General features: G+C 38.7%; 11 protein-coding genes and 1 pseudogene. 2 read left to right on the forward strand and 10 right to left on the reverse strand.

The window, feature by feature from the left end; translation table 11 throughout:
• Positions 1-10: 10 nt before the first annotated feature.
• The 6 genes from FC33_RS02560 to FC33_RS02585 form a co-directional block, all read right to left on the reverse strand.
• Positions 11-793 (reverse strand): YveK family protein, encoded by a 783-nt coding sequence (locus FC33_RS02560; RefSeq protein ID WP_057827062.1) that lies wholly within the window; start codon positions 791-793, stop codon positions 11-13.
• 17 nt (positions 794-810) lie between these two features.
• Positions 811-1,812 (reverse strand): glycosyltransferase family 8 protein, encoded by a 1,002-nt coding sequence (locus FC33_RS02565; protein WP_057827063.1) that lies wholly within the window; start codon positions 1,810-1,812, stop codon positions 811-813.
• A gap of 16 nt (positions 1,813-1,828) precedes the next feature.
• Positions 1,829-2,959, reverse strand: a complete 1,131-nt coding sequence (locus tag FC33_RS02570; protein ID WP_057827064.1) for a serine hydrolase domain-containing protein — start codon at positions 2,957-2,959, stop codon at positions 1,829-1,831.
• Positions 2,960-2,991: 32 nt separating this feature from the next.
• Complete coding sequence (locus FC33_RS02575; protein WP_057827065.1) at positions 2,992-3,645, reverse strand: sugar transferase; 654 nt, start codon at positions 3,643-3,645, stop codon at positions 2,992-2,994.
• A 341-nt stretch (positions 3,646-3,986) separates the two neighbouring features.
• Positions 3,987-4,976 (reverse strand): LCP family protein, encoded by a 990-nt coding sequence (locus FC33_RS02580; RefSeq protein WP_057827066.1) that lies wholly within the window; start codon positions 4,974-4,976, stop codon positions 3,987-3,989.
• Positions 4,977-5,119: 143 nt separating this feature from the next.
• Positions 5,120-7,561, reverse strand: a complete 2,442-nt coding sequence (locus FC33_RS02585; RefSeq protein WP_057827067.1) for a glycoside hydrolase family 68 protein — start codon at positions 7,559-7,561, stop codon at positions 5,120-5,122.
• 802 nt (positions 7,562-8,363) lie between these two features.
• On the opposite strand from FC33_RS02585, the gene FC33_RS02590 reads away from it, so the two are divergent.
• On the forward strand, positions 8,364-9,341 hold the full coding sequence (locus tag FC33_RS02590) for a glycosyltransferase family 2 protein (protein ID WP_057827068.1): 978 nt from the start codon (positions 8,364-8,366) through the stop codon (positions 9,339-9,341).
• 45 nt (positions 9,342-9,386) lie between these two features.
• Here the strand turns inward: FC33_RS02590 and FC33_RS02595 are convergent.
• The 4 genes and pseudogenes from FC33_RS02595 to helD all read right to left on the reverse strand — a co-directional run bounded on the left by FC33_RS02595 (position 9,387) and on the right by helD (position 15,413).
• Positions 9,387-10,386: pseudogene (locus tag FC33_RS02595) on the reverse strand (Gfo/Idh/MocA family protein).
• Positions 10,387-10,504: 118 nt separating this feature from the next.
• A complete protein-coding gene (guaA, locus tag FC33_RS02600) occupies positions 10,505-12,046 on the reverse strand; it encodes a glutamine-hydrolyzing GMP synthase (RefSeq protein WP_180752517.1) in 1,542 nt (513 codons plus the stop codon).
• Between the two features lie 114 nt (positions 12,047-12,160).
• Entirely contained in the window at positions 12,161-13,084 is a 924-nt protein-coding gene (gene coaA / locus FC33_RS02605; RefSeq protein WP_057827070.1) for a type I pantothenate kinase, read from the reverse strand.
• A gap of 25 nt (positions 13,085-13,109) precedes the next feature.
• Positions 13,110-15,413 carry an RNA polymerase recycling motor HelD gene (helD, locus tag FC33_RS02610; protein ID WP_057827071.1) on the reverse strand — a complete coding sequence of 768 codons (2,304 nt, stop codon included), beginning with the start codon at positions 15,411-15,413 and terminating at the stop codon, positions 13,110-13,112.
• Positions 15,414-15,707: 294 nt separating this feature from the next.
• On the opposite strand from helD, the gene FC33_RS02615 reads away from it, so the two are divergent.
• Complete coding sequence (locus tag FC33_RS02615; protein WP_057827089.1) at positions 15,708-16,358, forward strand: VTT domain-containing protein; 651 nt, start codon at positions 15,708-15,710, stop codon at positions 16,356-16,358.
• The last annotated feature ends 32 nt before the right edge of the window (positions 16,359-16,390 follow it).

Here is a 16,390-nt window from a genome sequence, read left to right on the forward strand (position 1 = left end):
TCTCCTAAATCTATACCCGCTTGCTTGGCTCTTCATCCTCTGATGAATTCATTCGATTTCGAACAATAACCTTTGCGACGCCATAACCTTTATCATTAAAGTTCATATGATAGATGACCCCTAAGTTTACTAATCCTAAATCATCAGATAAATATTTTTCTGATTTAACGGTATTATCTAACCCTAACATCAAAATTACTTTAAATATTCCAATTAAGATTCCTGCAAGTAAACCAATAACAGCACCCTTTTTCAGATTTGGCGATACTGGTTTATCACTTGGGGTTGCACTTGAAACAATCGTTACGTTGTTGATGTGCATCATTTTAGTAATTTTCCGCTTAAACACTTCACTAACAGTATTCGCCATATCTGCAGCAACAGTTGGACTCTTAGCCTTTGCATTAATACTGATTACTAATGAATTAACTTCATTAGATACTGAAATATCCTTACTCAAACTGTTAATATTTCCTTGATAGTTATCCTTCTTTTTCAGTTCTTTTAAAGCTGGTTCTAAAATGATATTTTTCTTTAAAACATCTTTATAAGTATTGATTGCTTGAAGGTCAGTTTGTTGAGCATTCCACTGCATAGCGTCGTTATTAGTCTTTTGACTAACCAAAATGTCAGTTGTTGCTGTATATTTAGGTGTTATGAAGAATAACATGATCAACAAAACAAACACTAAACCGCCAATTCCAAATAAAATGATTTGGCCAATATTCTTTCGAATTTCATTCAGGATGTCTTCCCAACTGAAATATTTTTCTTTCTTTTCACTATTATCCATTGAATAATGTCTCCTTATTATCTATTAACTAATCTATTCTTTAGTGGTCGAATATAAATTTGAAAAACTGAAGCAATAGTTAACGCTATTTTCTGAGGCAAGAAATCATATATATTGAAAATTATTTTCTTGATTCCTGATTTACTATCTTTCGTCAGTGGGATACTTCTCCATGGGCTTCTCCGATAATAACTTAACCATTTATCAGTTTCCGGATGGGTTGAATTTTCAAACCATGGCCTTACAGTGTTAAAAGCACTTGTATAATGAATAATTACCGGATCAGATTTTGCGTTTTCAATTTCTTCTTCACTGTAAAAGTTTACTGGTTTCCGATACGTAACCATATCCGAATAGGTATATTCATAATAAAGGGAAATCATGTTATATTTTGGATCAATAAAATCAATTTTTCCGTCTAAAACGTGATTCAGGACTCCTTGATCATTAAGTTGAACTTTCCCTTTTTTTCTAATTATATAATTTAGAATTTTCTTCTCAACCTGTTTATTTTTCCATTCATCCAAATCTACTAAGAAAACTCCTGCATTAATCATTGCATCGTAAGGACCAATTTCAATATTTTTTCGATAAAACTTACTAAAGGCATCCTTAGTTGCACCAATTACATTACCATGTAAATTTGTTTCTAATAATTTCTTTATTGAAGATACGATAATCGTATCAGAATCAATGTACAAAATTTTCTTTACATTTGAATCGAAATAATCACTCAAAAATAGCCTTGAATAGACAGCTAATGAACCGCGTGCTATATCCAGACTAAGTCCAACCTTTTTCTCTAAATCAATCGGCTTTATCCATCGTGGCATTTTCCGATTATATTTTTGAAAAATCTCTTCAACCTTTTCTTTATTTTCATCAGAGATTCCTGAATCAAAAATCGTAACCCGTAAATTTTCAAGGTCTTGATTATTTTCTAAAAGTGATAACAAAGAGACTCCCATAATTGATGCAAAATCATCATCTGCCGCATAAACTATTTCGTAATCTTCCACTTAAAGCTCCCAACCTTTAATCATTAACCTTATAAACTTTTCTTACAGTTTCTAATAGACTATTACTATCACTTGTCTGTCCATTTGAATTATTACTCATCAAAATAATTCCTGAATTTCCATCTTTTGAAATCTTAATAGCAACTTTGTAGCCTTGAATTCCAGCTGAACCTTCAAAACCGTCTGCTGACGATTCTAATTGTCCTGTCATATTCTGAGCATTTGCAGCTGTAAATCCTTGTTTATCGCCATACGCTTTAATCAAGATTTGCGTTAACTTCAAATAGTCACTTGGGCTTGCCATGATCTGGTTCATTCCCATTTGCGAATTCATTGTCTTAGCAAGCTCTCCACCGGTCATCTTTTGATTACCATTAAATGGTGTCGCAAGCTCGGAATCACTTACCTTGCTTACAAACTTGATATTATTCAAATTATTAGGTTTCAAGAAATTATTATTAATATAGTTTTGATATGACGTTCCAGATACTTGAGAAATAATTCCTTCTAAAAGAACATAATTAATTTCTTGATAGTTATATGTACCTGATGTTCCCGCATTTGCATGGTTTAAATTCCATTGTAAAATATTATCACCTGGTTGAAGTTGATTATTAGGAACATCATTATTCGTAATCCCAGAGGTCATATTAAGCAATGACTTGATCGTGACGTTTTTATTAAGCTCTAACGACTCGTTATAAAATTTACTTACCGGTGTTGATAAGCTCAATTTTCCACTATCAACTAATTTCATGATTGCAGCAGCCGTTAAGGTGTTTTCCAAATCTGCAACCTGATACAGCTTACCATTCTCAATTCCTTTTCCAATGGTTTTACTATCGGATACCTGCCCGTTCTTAATTACCGCATATGCCCCAGTAAAGTTCTGCTCCTGTAATGTTTTCTCGATTCCACTCGAATTTGATTTTGGAGATTCTGCCTTATTATCAACTTTAACCGTTGGCTTGACAGGCTTATCAGTTATTCGATGAACTTGAGTATCATCTTTAGATGACTTTTTTACTGTCTTTTCATACAAAACATGAGCGTAAGAACCAGTATCATATTTTGCAAGTGCATAACCGCCAACACCTAAGATCACTATCGCACCTGCCGTTAATCCGATTTTCTTTGCTGTCGACATAGATTCTCTCCTTTAAACCTTGAAGCAATACATTAATATGCTTCATTCGGAACAAATATTACCTTGACCGTCTTAAACATAATCTTTAAATCCAGCCAAATACTGCGACGTTGAATATAATCCAAGTCAATATTTACCATTCCCTGAAAACCCACACTATTTCTGGCCGTCACTTGCCATAATCCAGTGCATCCGGGTTTAACATATAATCGTTGCTTGTCATATTGAGTATAATCCGCGACTTCACGAGGCAACGGCGGACGTGGACCCACAATACTCATCTGGCCTAAAAGGACATTTAATAGTTGCGGGAATTCATCAATACTCGTTTTGCGAATAAATTTACCAACACGCGTGACCCGCGGATCATTTTTCATTTTAAACATCGCACCGTCAACTTCGCTGTGTTCCTGCAACTTTTCAATTTCATCTTCTGCATTGACGCGCATTGAACGGAACTTATACATTTTAAACCTTTTCCCGTTCTTTCCAATCCGAATTTGGTCATAAAAAACAGGCCCGCCATCATCACATTTTATTGCAATTGCTACAGCTAAAAAGACTGGGCTTAAAGCAACTAATCCGATTGCACTCGCAATAATGTCGAATGACCTTTTTAAAATCCTATAGCCATATTGTCCGTTAACCTTTTCTTGATTAAGTTCAATATCTATATTCTCCGTCATACAACACCCTTCAATCTTTATACTCACTCTTTATAGTCTCCCAACTATATTTCTCTTACAAAAACTACACGCTTCTTTCATGATAATTTATTTAAGAAAATATTTCAAAGATATTTTGGTAATTATCTAATTTTTTAAAATTTAACTAAAAATAAAAGAAGGTGTAGCAAAATGTTAAAAACGAGCGTGGTAGAAGCAGAAAAGTGAACGAATCGCGTAGCATAGATTCGGAGGTTTTCGAACTTCACTAGCTTCGCGTCGCAGTTCGTTTATTTTTGAAACCGATCATGCGGATATAGCAAAGAGGTTGCGATTTACGTCACAACCTCTTCTATAAAACACTATTGTTGTTCGATTTGAACCGATCTCAATCCCAATGACTCTCGAATAAGATCTGAGGCCTTTTGCCGTTCTTGGACAGAAACAACTTGGAATGAAACGCCATCTAAGTTTTGGTTCGTTCCTTGAACATATGTACTCTTAATGTTTTTTGTTGCCTTCCGGTATCCAAATGCAAGTTCTTTCATATCATTTAAAGTTAAATCTGTCTTCACTTGTGAAGAAACTGAATTTAAGAAGTCTTTATTAAGAACCGTTGTTGGTGAAACTGACTTCTTCAGCAACGCAGTAATGACCAGCCGTTGCCGTTCCTGACGACCATAATCGCCCCGCGGGTCTTGATAACGCATCCGGGTAAATTTCAAAGCCGTTGAACCATCCATGTGTTGTGCTTGACCCTTCACAAAGTTTGCGCCTAAGTAACTAAATGTCAATGGTGATGTAACTGTTACACCGCCAACATCATTAATTGCCTTTTCAAGGCCGCCCATGTTAATCAAGAAGTAATAGTCAATCGGAATCTTAAAGTGGCTTTCAACGGCATTAATTGCTTCCTTGACCCCACCATATGTATATGCTGAGTTGATCTTTGCCGGTGAGTATTGTGGAAAATCAGGTAAGTTAACTTCCATATCACGTGGAATACTCAGCAAAGTCGTCTTATTTGTTTTCGGATTGATCGTCATGATCATCATTGTATCTGTCCGCCCTTTATAATGACGGCCAAGAGCACCTGTATCTGTCCCCATGATTAAGATTGAAACAGGCTTCTTATCTTTTAAAATTGATGATGCATTCCGTGAATCAGTTGCACCTGATTTTTGATACATATTATTTGTCGTCGATTTTAAATTATGAAATGCAGTTGCTGCAAATACACCTGCTAAAATCAGCAAAATGATGATAATTGCTAAAATAATATTTCTTACAATATGCCGTTTTTTAGGTGGCTTACGATGGCTTGCCACTCTTGATAAATCATCGTTACTCATATGTTAAACCTCTTTTACAATGAATTCATTTTTCATTATATACAATTTAAGCCAAAAAATCTTTTTTATTTAAAAATTTAATTGTTTTAATATAAAAAAGAACTTAGTCAATGACTAAGTTCTTCAGTATAAATCATCGAATTTTATCCGCGACGCTTCTTGTCAGCAAATCCAAATGCTGCCAAAATGCTTGCCATTGCCATTGAAATCATTCCCCAAACTGTCTTGTTTGAAGCTGTTTCACCAGTTTGTGGCAATCCGTTTGCAGATGTGTTCTTTGCGTTCTTGGTTGCATTTGCTTTGTTAGCCATGCGAACGCTTTGAACAGTGTCAGCTTGAACTTCATTAGCATTTGCACGTGAAACTACTAAGTTCCGCTTTTGAGCGTCGTAGTAAATCTTTTCAGCGTTCTTTTGACCGTTTACACCGTTCTTCTTGTTGCTTACAACCTTAACTGCTGAGCCATTGTAAACTGGTGCAAATTCTGTATCGCCGTCTAATACCCAAACACCTTGTTCTTTGGTTACCGAACCTGGAACAACGCGGGTTGTCCCATCTGGCATAATTTCAACGATGAAGCTTGGACCCCATGTTGCATCATTGCCCTTACCAGCAACCCAGTTCCGGTTTGTCATGTAGTCAGTGATCAAAACATAGTTTGTTGGTTGACCATCTTTACCAAGGATCGGAACAGCATAGTAAGCATATGTTGCGGTTCTTGAGTTAGCATTAGCAGTTGCTGTTAATACAACCCCTGTGCCGTTCAATGGCTTATAACCGTATGTTAAGTGATCTGAAACAAAGCCAAGCATGATAACATTATCACCAACAGCTTTGTCAGCAGCTTGCCATGATGGGTCATTTGTTCCACGGTTCAACCGCGCATCATCAAACAAGTAGTACTTGCCGTTGATCTTGATAATGTCTGGCCGTTCAATTTCATCCGTTGCCAATGGTGCTTGAACTAACGGAGCATAAACGTGAGCAACCGTTGGATTCTTTTCCGTTCCGCCTAATCGAAGAATACCGATTGCAGCGTTAGCGTATGAACCACGAGCTGTCATATCGCTATTGTTAATGATTTGGAACATGTCATTAACGTCATCAGCAATTGTTGCACCACCGTAATTTCCAAGGTTGTAGATTTGATCCATTCCTTGGTAGTTATCTGAACCGGTACTACCTTCGAATAACAAGTAGCGTTGACCGTTATCAACAAAGATGTGCGGATCCCGCAAGCAGAAGTTATCAACATTCATGTTGCCTTGTTCGAATTGGGCAAATGTTTGGTAAAGCTTACCGTCACCGGCAAAGAGAATCTTTTCGTTTTGACGGTCAACGATTGAAATTTGACCATTATTTAAGCCTAATGTCAAAGTTACCGTTGCAATCCGTTGGTCGTTGTGACCTGTTGATGTATCAACATCTGTGTAGTACAACTGGATCGTACCGTCTGAGTTGACACATGCTGAACCTGACCAGCGTTGGTGAACTGAGTTTTGACCAAAACCGAAGACTGGACCGGCACATTTCCAATCGTTGAAGTTTTCATCACCATATTTAGTGTAGAAAAGATACAAATGATTGTCTCTGTTATTTGCTGGATTACCAGCCATTCCAAAAATCAATTGGTAACCGTTCCAGTTTGTAACTGCCCCAGTATTAGCGTTCATTACTGGCCATGAATCCCAAATATCAAGGGGTTCAACTTTCCCTGTTTCAGCATCAGCGGTTGTTGCTGCTGGAAAGTTCTTGATCGTGCTTGGATCAAATTGCGGAATTGCATATTGTGGATTCCGGTTGATCATGTCCTTTGCAATATCAGCATAATCTGTATATGTAACGGTTCCTGATTCTGGAGTACTATCCATCTTAACGCTGTTTAATGCGTCAATTTCTTGGTGAGTTAATTTAGCTAAGTCGATATTTGCTGCTTGGGCGATTTCCTTCGCATTGGCATTTAACTTGTCATATGCAGCCCGAGCATCAGGATTTACAAGTTGTTGTTCAAACTTTTCCTTATTTTGAGCAGCTTCCTTCTTAACCATTGCAGGAATGTTATGTTCATTTGCTTGGGTTCCGTATGCTTGGAAGCCGGCTGTTTCAGGGTTAACTGCAGCTTCATTACTTGATTGTGATGCTGTTGAGCTTGCCTTGGCAGAACTTGCTGAACTTTCATTCTTTGAACTCTTGCTTGATGAGTGATTGCTTGTTGCACCATTTGATGACGAAGCAGCGCCGCGAGTACTCATTGAACCTGTTGAAGCTTCAGAAGTTGCATTGCTCATTGTTGATTGACTGTTTGCAACTTGTGAATTACTTTCAGCAGAAGTTGAGTTTGCAGTTGCTGAAGACTTTGCGGCTGCTGAACTTGCTTTTGAAGCAGTAGCCGTTGCAACTGAATCGCTTTTAGCTTCTGATTCTAATGAAGCTTTTGTTTGATTTTGGCTTGTTGCTTTCTTTGCAGATGTTTCAATTTGTGAATTATTAGTTGAAACGTTATTTGCTGAAGCATTGCCAGTTGCCATTCCAGCAGTAACTGCTGCGGCACCTAAGGCAATTGCAGTAATTGTTTTCTTTTTCATAACAATCCCTACTCCTATTCAATTCATTAAACTAAATCTATTTGTCTCAAAATAGTTATACCGCAACATTTACAAATGTCAATATTCTGAAAATGTGGATTTTAAATTTCATACTTAATAATTTTTAGGTAACAAAAAAATTGTCATCGATATTAGGGGGCTGATTCATTGAATTTATAATGTTTTGTCCAATTACATAAAACATTTAATCGAGAAATATTACAATTACTTTAAATTTTAATCATCATTCGTATATGTCAAATTTTGACATATAATCCAGTGATAAATTATGTAGTTAACGATTTTTTGTTCGTTTTATAATCAAAAAGAAGATGTAACAAAACGTTAAAAACGAGCGTGGTGGAAACAGAAAAGCGAACAGATCGCGGAGCATAGATTCGGAGATTTTCGAATTAGCTTCGCGTCGTAACTCGTTTGTTTTGATGCGAATATAACAAAAGGCTGTGACATAAGCCACAGCCTCTTTTACCAATATCGAAGTTAGGAGGATAACTCGACATCTAATCGACTAGATGTTAAAAATTATACTTTTTAATACTTCCGCATAATAACCACACTGTCGGCAATTACTAAAATTGCCCCGGCAGCGACCACCATTGTGCACACATTTTTTGATTTTTTATCGCATTTGGATCATTAATGATCGTGAGTTACCAGCTTGCGGAAGACTTTTCCATCGTCTCTTATCGTAATTATTGAAATCATAATATTTTTCGTAATTCCCTAAAATATCCTATAATGTTAATATGTTTTGCAAAATCAATTAGGAGGAATTTTTAAAATGCTGCTTTCAATTATCGTTCCGCTTTACAATACCGGAAAATTTGTATCTCAGGCCTTGCATTCTATTCAAAATCAAACGTTCACTGACTTTGAATGTATCATCATAGATGACGGTTCAACTGATCAATCCGTTCAAGTTGCTCAAACTTTTACTCAGCATGATGCCCGCTTTAAGTTATTTCTAAATCCGCACCAGGGATTAGCTGCTACTTTAAATACGGCACTTCATCATGTTCACGGAAACTACATCACATTTTGCGATAGTGATGATTACCTTGAAGCAGATGCCTATCAAAATCTTCAACCGCTAATCCAAAAGAATCCCGATTTGATTATGAGTAACCTTTATTTTGAAAAAAACAACCATTCAATTCAAAATTCTAATTATAAATTTCATGATTTACAGGGAACAGCCGAAATCATCCGCTCTTTTCCTTTAATTTACCGGCAACAACTAATGTATTACAACACCAATAAAATTTATCGTCGAAATTTAATTGATAAGCTTTCATTTAATGATTTGACTGTTGGTTTAGACACTATTTTTAATTACCAAATTTTTGCACAGTGTAAAACGATCCTTTTTAACCGTGATCCGTATTACCACTATCTTCAACGGAAAGGATCGCTCGTAAATCATTTTGATCCGCAACGGCTCGCGATTCGTGAAAAAGAAACCCATGCATTGATCAACCTTTTGCATCAATGGCATGCTGATTATGCAGAGCAACTTTTAAATGAAGAATGGTTTAACACCTTAATAAACGTTGTTACTAATATTTATGCCCCACTCCCAAATGGAAAAACATTAACCCAGAGTGCGCGCTTAAATCGCATAAAAGCAACGTTAACATATTGCCTTCCCCAAATTAATTTTGATTGTCTCAATTCATCTCAGGCATCCCTTATTCATCAAATTCAACAGTGCGTTCGCGAAAATAACGATACTGTTTTGTTTCAGCAATATTCAATTTAAAAAAAAGGTTGTGACTTATGTCACGACCTTTTTCATTGTTATTGATTATTTTAATTCGTCTGCATCAAATCGAATTCCAGCTGATAACCGCAATTCACACAAAACCCGGTTGACCTGAATTGCAAGTTGAAGCCATTGTTTGCGCAATTGCCGGTTTAAATCTTTATTCGGGTCATTAATTATCTTCGCAAAGTCCTTGATTTCTGAAATTAAATGATTTTCCATTGGCTGACCAATTGGATGAGCATTTCGTTGATCATCAACCAATTTAACTTCATTTAGGTCAGCTGCATTGTCCATTACAATCGTATCCTTCAAACCGTAAATTTCACTTGGTAAATACGAGTTGGAAGTTTTACCAATGTTTAGCCCCACTTGAAAATGCGGATACTTCAAAATTGCAATTCCTGAGCCGTCAATTCCATTTTCAAGTTTGACCGGGAAATAATGAACTTCTTCGGGAACGCCAAACCAGCCAACAGCATCATATACTAAATACACGCCTAAATCTTGCAACGCTCCAGCTGAATGTTTCAGCGTAAAGATATTAGGATTCTTTCCTTCAAGAAAGGCATCATAGCGCGAAGAATACTTTTGATAAGTTAATGATGCTCCCTGAATTATCCTCATTGTCCCAAGCTTTTCCTTGATTGCCGCAAAACTTGGTTCATGAATCGTCCGCGCGGCTTCAAAGAAGCAAACTTCCGGATGAGCTTGAAGCAATGTAATAATTTGCTTCATCTCATTGGAATTTGAAAATGCCGGCTTTTCAACGATTACATTTTTATGATTTAAAATTGCTTGTTTTCTGTTGAAAATGCAAATCATTCGGCGAAGCAATGTAAATAGTACTGAACACTTCACTTTCAAAGAACTTATTCAAATCAGTAAAGAAATTCTGAGCCCCAAACGGTTCCCCAAATTCTTTTGCGCGTTCCTCCGTTCGTGAATAAACTGCCGTTAATTTAAATTCATTTGTTTTTTCAGCAGTTGCTACAAAATTCCGTGAAATCATCCCAGTTCCAATAATTCCTAAGTTAATCATAAACAACACTCCTTTACCCTCTTATTTTAATCCATCCACCATTCATCTTACTGATGAAAATAAAAAAAGAGGTCGTGATTTTCATCACGACCTCCGATAATCCTTGATATAACAAGGTTTATTCATATTCAATCGTTGCCGGTGGCTTACTCGTAATATCATACATTACGCGGTTAACGTGATCGACTTCGTTCACGATCCGCACTGAGATAGTTTGCAAAACATCCCATGGAATTTGAGCAAAATCAGCGGTCATCCCGTCAATTGACGTTACGGCGCGAATGGCAACGGCGTAATCGTATGTCCGACCATCGCCCATTACCCCAACGGAACGAATTCCTGGAAGGGCAACGAAGTATTGCCAAATTTCCTTATCTAAGCCGGCTTTAGCAATTTCTTCCCGTAAAATTGCATCCGCATCCCGGACGATTTTTAATTTCTCTTCTGTAACTTCCCCAATTACCCGGATTCCTAATCCTGGTCCTGGGAATGGTTGCCGCCATACTAAGTTATGTGGCATTCCAAGTTTTTCGCCCAATTCACGAACTTCATCTTTGAACAGCGTCCGTAATGGTTCGATCAACTTAAAGTCCATGTCCTTTGGCAGGCCCCCAACATTGTGGTGCGACTTGATCGTTTGGGCCGTATCCGTTCCTGATTCGATCACATCGGTGTACAGCGTTCCTTGAGCCAAGAACTTGATTCCATCAAGTTTTTGCGCTTCGTCGTTAAAGACTTGGATAAATTCATTTCCGATGATCTTCCGTTTCTTTTCAGGGTCAGTCACGCCCTTCAACTTATCTAAGAAACGTTTTTGCGCATCAACCTTAATGATATTCAAGCCGAACTTGCCGGCTAAACTATCCATTACCTGTTGAGCTTCATTTTTCCGTAATAATCCGTGGTCAACAAAGATACTTGTTAATTGGCTGCCGATTGCTTTATGCAACAGAACTCCAACAACTGATGAGTCGACCCCGCCTGATAATGCAAGCAAGACTTTCTTGTCCCCGACCGTTTCGCGGATCTTCTTGACCTGCATATCGATGAAATCATCCATTGTCCAGTTATCGCGTGCCCCGCAAACATCAAAAGCAAACCGCCGTAAAATGTCGTTTCCGTATTCAGTATTGCGGACTTCGGCGTGGAATTGGATTCCATAAAACTTCTTTTCATCATTTGCGATTGATGAAATTGGGCAGTTAGCACTGGTTGCAACCGTCTTAAAGCCATCCGGAGCTTGCGTTACCAAATCACCGTGACTCATCCAAACCGTTTGTTCTGTCGGCAAGCCTTTGAAGAGCACTGCATCCTTATCTTGAACGGTAATCACAGCTTTACCGTATTCCTTGTTATCGGCCGGTTCAACTTTTCCGCCTGGAAGAATGTGGGCCATCAATTGCATGCCGTAACAAATTCCCAAAACCGGAATTCCTAAATTAAAGATTTCCGGATCGACCCGGAATGCGCCATCATCGTACACACTATTTGGGCCGCCAGAGAAAATAATTCCCTTAGGGGCGATCTTTTTGATTTCCGCTGCCGTCGTTTTGTGCGAAAGCAATTCCGAGTATACCCCGAATTCTCGGATTCGCCGGGTAATCAGTTGGTTATACTGACTGCCGAAATCAAGCACGATGATCTTATCAAAGTCGTTCATTTCACTTGTTGCCACGCTGTTCACCTCGTTATCAGATATTGGTTATAATTCTAAACTGGTAACCGAATGATGTCAATCACTATTTGAATATTCGTCATAATTAACGGTGATTTTCTAATATTTACGCAATAATAGTTCGTTAATTATGTGATCATGCCCTTTTTCGATAATTAAATCCGCCCGGTTCTTCGTTGGCAAGATGTAATCCCGTAAATTAATATGGTTTACTTTTCGCCACGTCTCCTTCGCAATCGCAAAAGCTTCGTCACGTTTTCCCGGTTGAGCAAGGGAATAATAGTAATTATGCGGATCATTAAATGCGCCGTCTAACAGCATTTCGAACCGTTCCAAGTACCATCTCTTGATGTCTTTTTCATGCGCATCCACGTAAATTGAAAAATCAAAATAGTCACTTACGTAAATACGCTGATTCGATGGCAGCTGCAACACATTAATTCCCTCAACAATCAGGATATTCGGATTATCGACAATATCATACCGGTTCGGAATAATATCGTATATCTGGTGCGAGTACACTGGCGCGCTGGCCTTTTCACCATTCTTCACTTGATCCATAAACGTGATCAGCTTTTCCATGTCATAGCTTTCAGGAAATCCTTTGCGATCCATGATTCCGCGTTCTTTTAATTTGGCATTCGAATAAAGGAATCCGTCCGTTGTGATCAACTGAACCTTTTTCCCCGGAAATGCTTCCTTTAATAAGATCTTTAATAACCGGGCCGTGGTACTTTTCCCAACTGCAACTGAACCGGCAATTCCAATTACAAACGGGACGTTCGCCATTGGCTTATTTAAAAAGCGCGCCGTTTGTTCCTGCTTGAACCGTTGAACGTTCAGTTGCATTTCCAAATAATAAACTAACGGCATGTAGATTTCCTGCACGTCTTTCATTGAGATCCGGTCATTTAACGACTTGATCCGTTCAAGCTCTTCCGGAGTCAGCGGAACAATATTTTTTTCATAATATTCCCGCCATTTTTCCCGCGGAATTTTGAAATAATTCAATGATTCTTCCATCAATATTTTCCCCTCATTGCCGTAACTAATTGCGGGCGTTCAGCTTATACGTTGCTGGATCGACATTCGCAAACAACCGTGATAATTTGCCTTCCGCAAAAATATCTAACCGGTGCATTGCCCGTGAACAGATCGTATAAACCAATTGCCGTTCATCTTCATCGTGGTAATTAGCATCATTAGCATTCCACATGATAATGGCATCAAATTCCAGTCCCTTTGCCAAGTAAGCCGGAATTACCAAGGTTCCTTCAACTAACCGTTGATTTTCTGTTTTGATCAGCGTTGCCTGTTCTCCCCGGGCTTTAAGCTGATCTGTTAATTCAGTACACTCTGCCAGTGATTTTCCAATAATTGCGGTTGTCATGTGATTTGCCGCATTGCGGTGCAACTGGTTGACCACATCATTGACCATCTTCGCATTTTCCGTATCGACGGTGATCGTTGGCAAATCACCATTCCGGTTAAAGGCCGTTACCTTTTCGCCGTTAACTAAAACGCCCTTCGTAAAGTCGGTGATCTGCTTGGTTGACCGGTATGACTGGGTCAGCTGAACAACTTTCGTTTTTTCAGGATCAAACATCGTTGAAAGTTCATTCAACAAGCTATGACTGTTTTCCTTGGTGAAAATTGCCTGGTTAAGGTCACCTAGCATTGTAAAGTGTGCCCGCGGAAAATCAGTCTTTAAATAAGCGAGTTGGTAAGCAGTGTAATCTTGAATTTCATCAATAAAGACGTGTTTAATATCATTATTGCCGCGCTTCCCGGTAATCAAATCATACAGGTAAAGGTAAGCCGTTGTGTTGGTCATTGATAATTGCCGCTTGATCAATTCCTGCTTGACCTTTTCCGTATGAGCCTGCCATTCATCCGCCGTGATTTGATATTTGTCCAATTTCACTAATTGCGGAACTGCCCTTAAGAAGTCGTAATACTGGCGGTTAATATTAATGAAGCGATTATGAATGATCGTTTGGCGAATCTTTTGGAAATGCTCCATAACATAGTTTTTAGCCAAATAAAACATTTCATCTTCGCCGCTTTCAAAGCTGTCGCGGTTTTTATTGCCATATAATTTGTTCAATTCTTCTTGACTAAGATCTTGAACCGCTTTTTGGACCTTGTCCGTTTTCGCCGTCTTATTTAAGCGCCGGTGAAGCAATTTCAACAGTTCTTCCTTGGTTGCACTTAACCGGTTGCGCAAATGATAGTTTTCATTAAAGCCATAGTAAATTTCGCGAATCTTTTCCTTACTGAAGACGACCTTGCCCTGATACTTGATATCCTTAAAGTCCATTCCGTCCTTTTCAAGGAAAGCAGCGTATTTCGTGGTGGCATTAAAGAATGCCAAACTATCCTTAAGCGTCTTGATTCGCTTGTTTGCGCCCTGGTTATTTTCTTCAAACCGTTCCTGCAACGTTTCAACGTGCAACCGCGGAACCCGGCGTTGCGTATATTGATAGAAAGTCATCTGAACCATATTCTGTTCGCCCAATTCAGGCAAAACCCGGTCAATATAATCATTGAATAACTGGTTCGGCGAGAACAAAATAATTTGGCTTGAATTCAAATTTCCACGGTACCGGTAAAGCAGATAAGCGACCCGTTGCAGCACAGCGGAGGTCTTCCCAGAACCCGCAGCCCCCTGAACGAACAACAGATCAGATTGCGTATCCCGAATGATTTTGTTTTGTTCTTTTTGAATCGTTGTAACGATACTCTTCATCTTGATATCAGACGATTCATCCAACACTTCAAGCAGCATTTGGTCACCAACGGTTTCGTCGGTATCAAACATTGAAATGATTTTTCCGTCTTCAACCATGAACTGCCGTTTCAATTTCAAATCGACCGTTTGCGGACCATCCGGAGTATCATAGGTTACTTTTCCCAAGCCGCCGTCATAGTAGACGCTTGAAATTGGGGCCCGCCAATCATATACGAGAAAATGATCCGGAGTGTCGGAAAAACTAGCAAGCCCGATATAAATTGATTCCGGCTTGCTTTCGCCGGCTTCTTGAAAATCGATGCGGGCAAAGTATGGTTTCTTTTCAAGCTTTTCCAAGACTGCAAGTTCACGAGTCGCGCTTTTCCAGTTATTTTCCCGTTCTTGAAGAAGCTGTTGCTGTTGCCGCACCGACAGCGCCGTATCCATCATGCCCGAGTAAGTCGAGGTTTTGATCCGGACATTATTCTTAAAGTCTGCCTGAATTGCCCGCTCATCCGCTTCGGCATTTTGAATGTTCTGCTTGTCCTTCTTCTCAGCCTTTTGGATTTGGTCAACCACGTAATCCATTCGTTCCTGCTCTTGGCGTTTTTCCTGATCCATCTTCATTTTCCTTTCCGTTTTAAAATACAAGTTACAATATTATATCACAAAGGGAAGTTCAAAACGCGGAAAACGAACGGAAGATCCAAAGAAAGCCAAATTGAGGTTAATAATTCGCCTCTTTGGGGAAAATTAATTCCTTTTTCAGTTTAAACTTTCATAATTTAATCATATTTTTTGATTAGGATATTAAAGAACTAAACGTTTCATTTTACTTGCGTCATTTATTGGGCGCGGTAAAATACTTATTAATTGTTAACGGTCGCAGATGGTTTATTTGAAGTAGGTGAAGGAATGCTCGCGCAAATTATTTATGCAATTTTCCATTTTCGGGAATACCTTTTTCCATTGTTGCAAACCCTTGGAAACTGGTCGTACGTTTTGATCTTCGCAATCATCTTTATGGAAACCGGCCTGGTCGTTTTCCCATTCTTACCTGGTGAATCATTGATTTTCTTCACCAGTACGATTGCGGCGGTCAAGGGTTCAGTTTTAGACATTAAAGTTTTAGTGGTCGTCTTTTTCTTGGCGGCCCTGATTGGCGATACCGTCAACTTTGAAATTGGCCGGCACCTGAAACAATTACCGTTTTTTGAAAAGCACCTCACCGAAGCCAAATTACAGACTGGCATTCGCTTCTATAAGCGCCATGGCGGCAAAACCGTCATTTTTGGCCGGTTCATCCCTTTTATTCGGACATTTGTGCCGTTAATTTCCGGAACGATCGGCATGCATCCGCATCAATTCGCCTTCTTCAACGTGATTGGCGTGTTATTATGGGTCATCGTCGGTTCCGCAGTCGGCTATTTCTTCGGCCAGGTTCCATTTGTTCAAGAACATTTTTCACAAATTTTTATCGCCATTGCCTTATGCGCCCTTGTGCCTGCAATGTTAATGGCCATTATTAATTTCTTAAAACGGCGTAAAGAAAATCAAATGAGATAGTAAATCACTGCAGGTTGCAGTGATTTTTTATA

It is taken from the genome of Ligilactobacillus aviarius subsp. aviarius DSM 20655, assembly GCF_001436315.1.
Lineage (GTDB): Bacteria > Bacillota > Bacilli > Lactobacillales > Lactobacillaceae > Ligilactobacillus > Ligilactobacillus aviarius.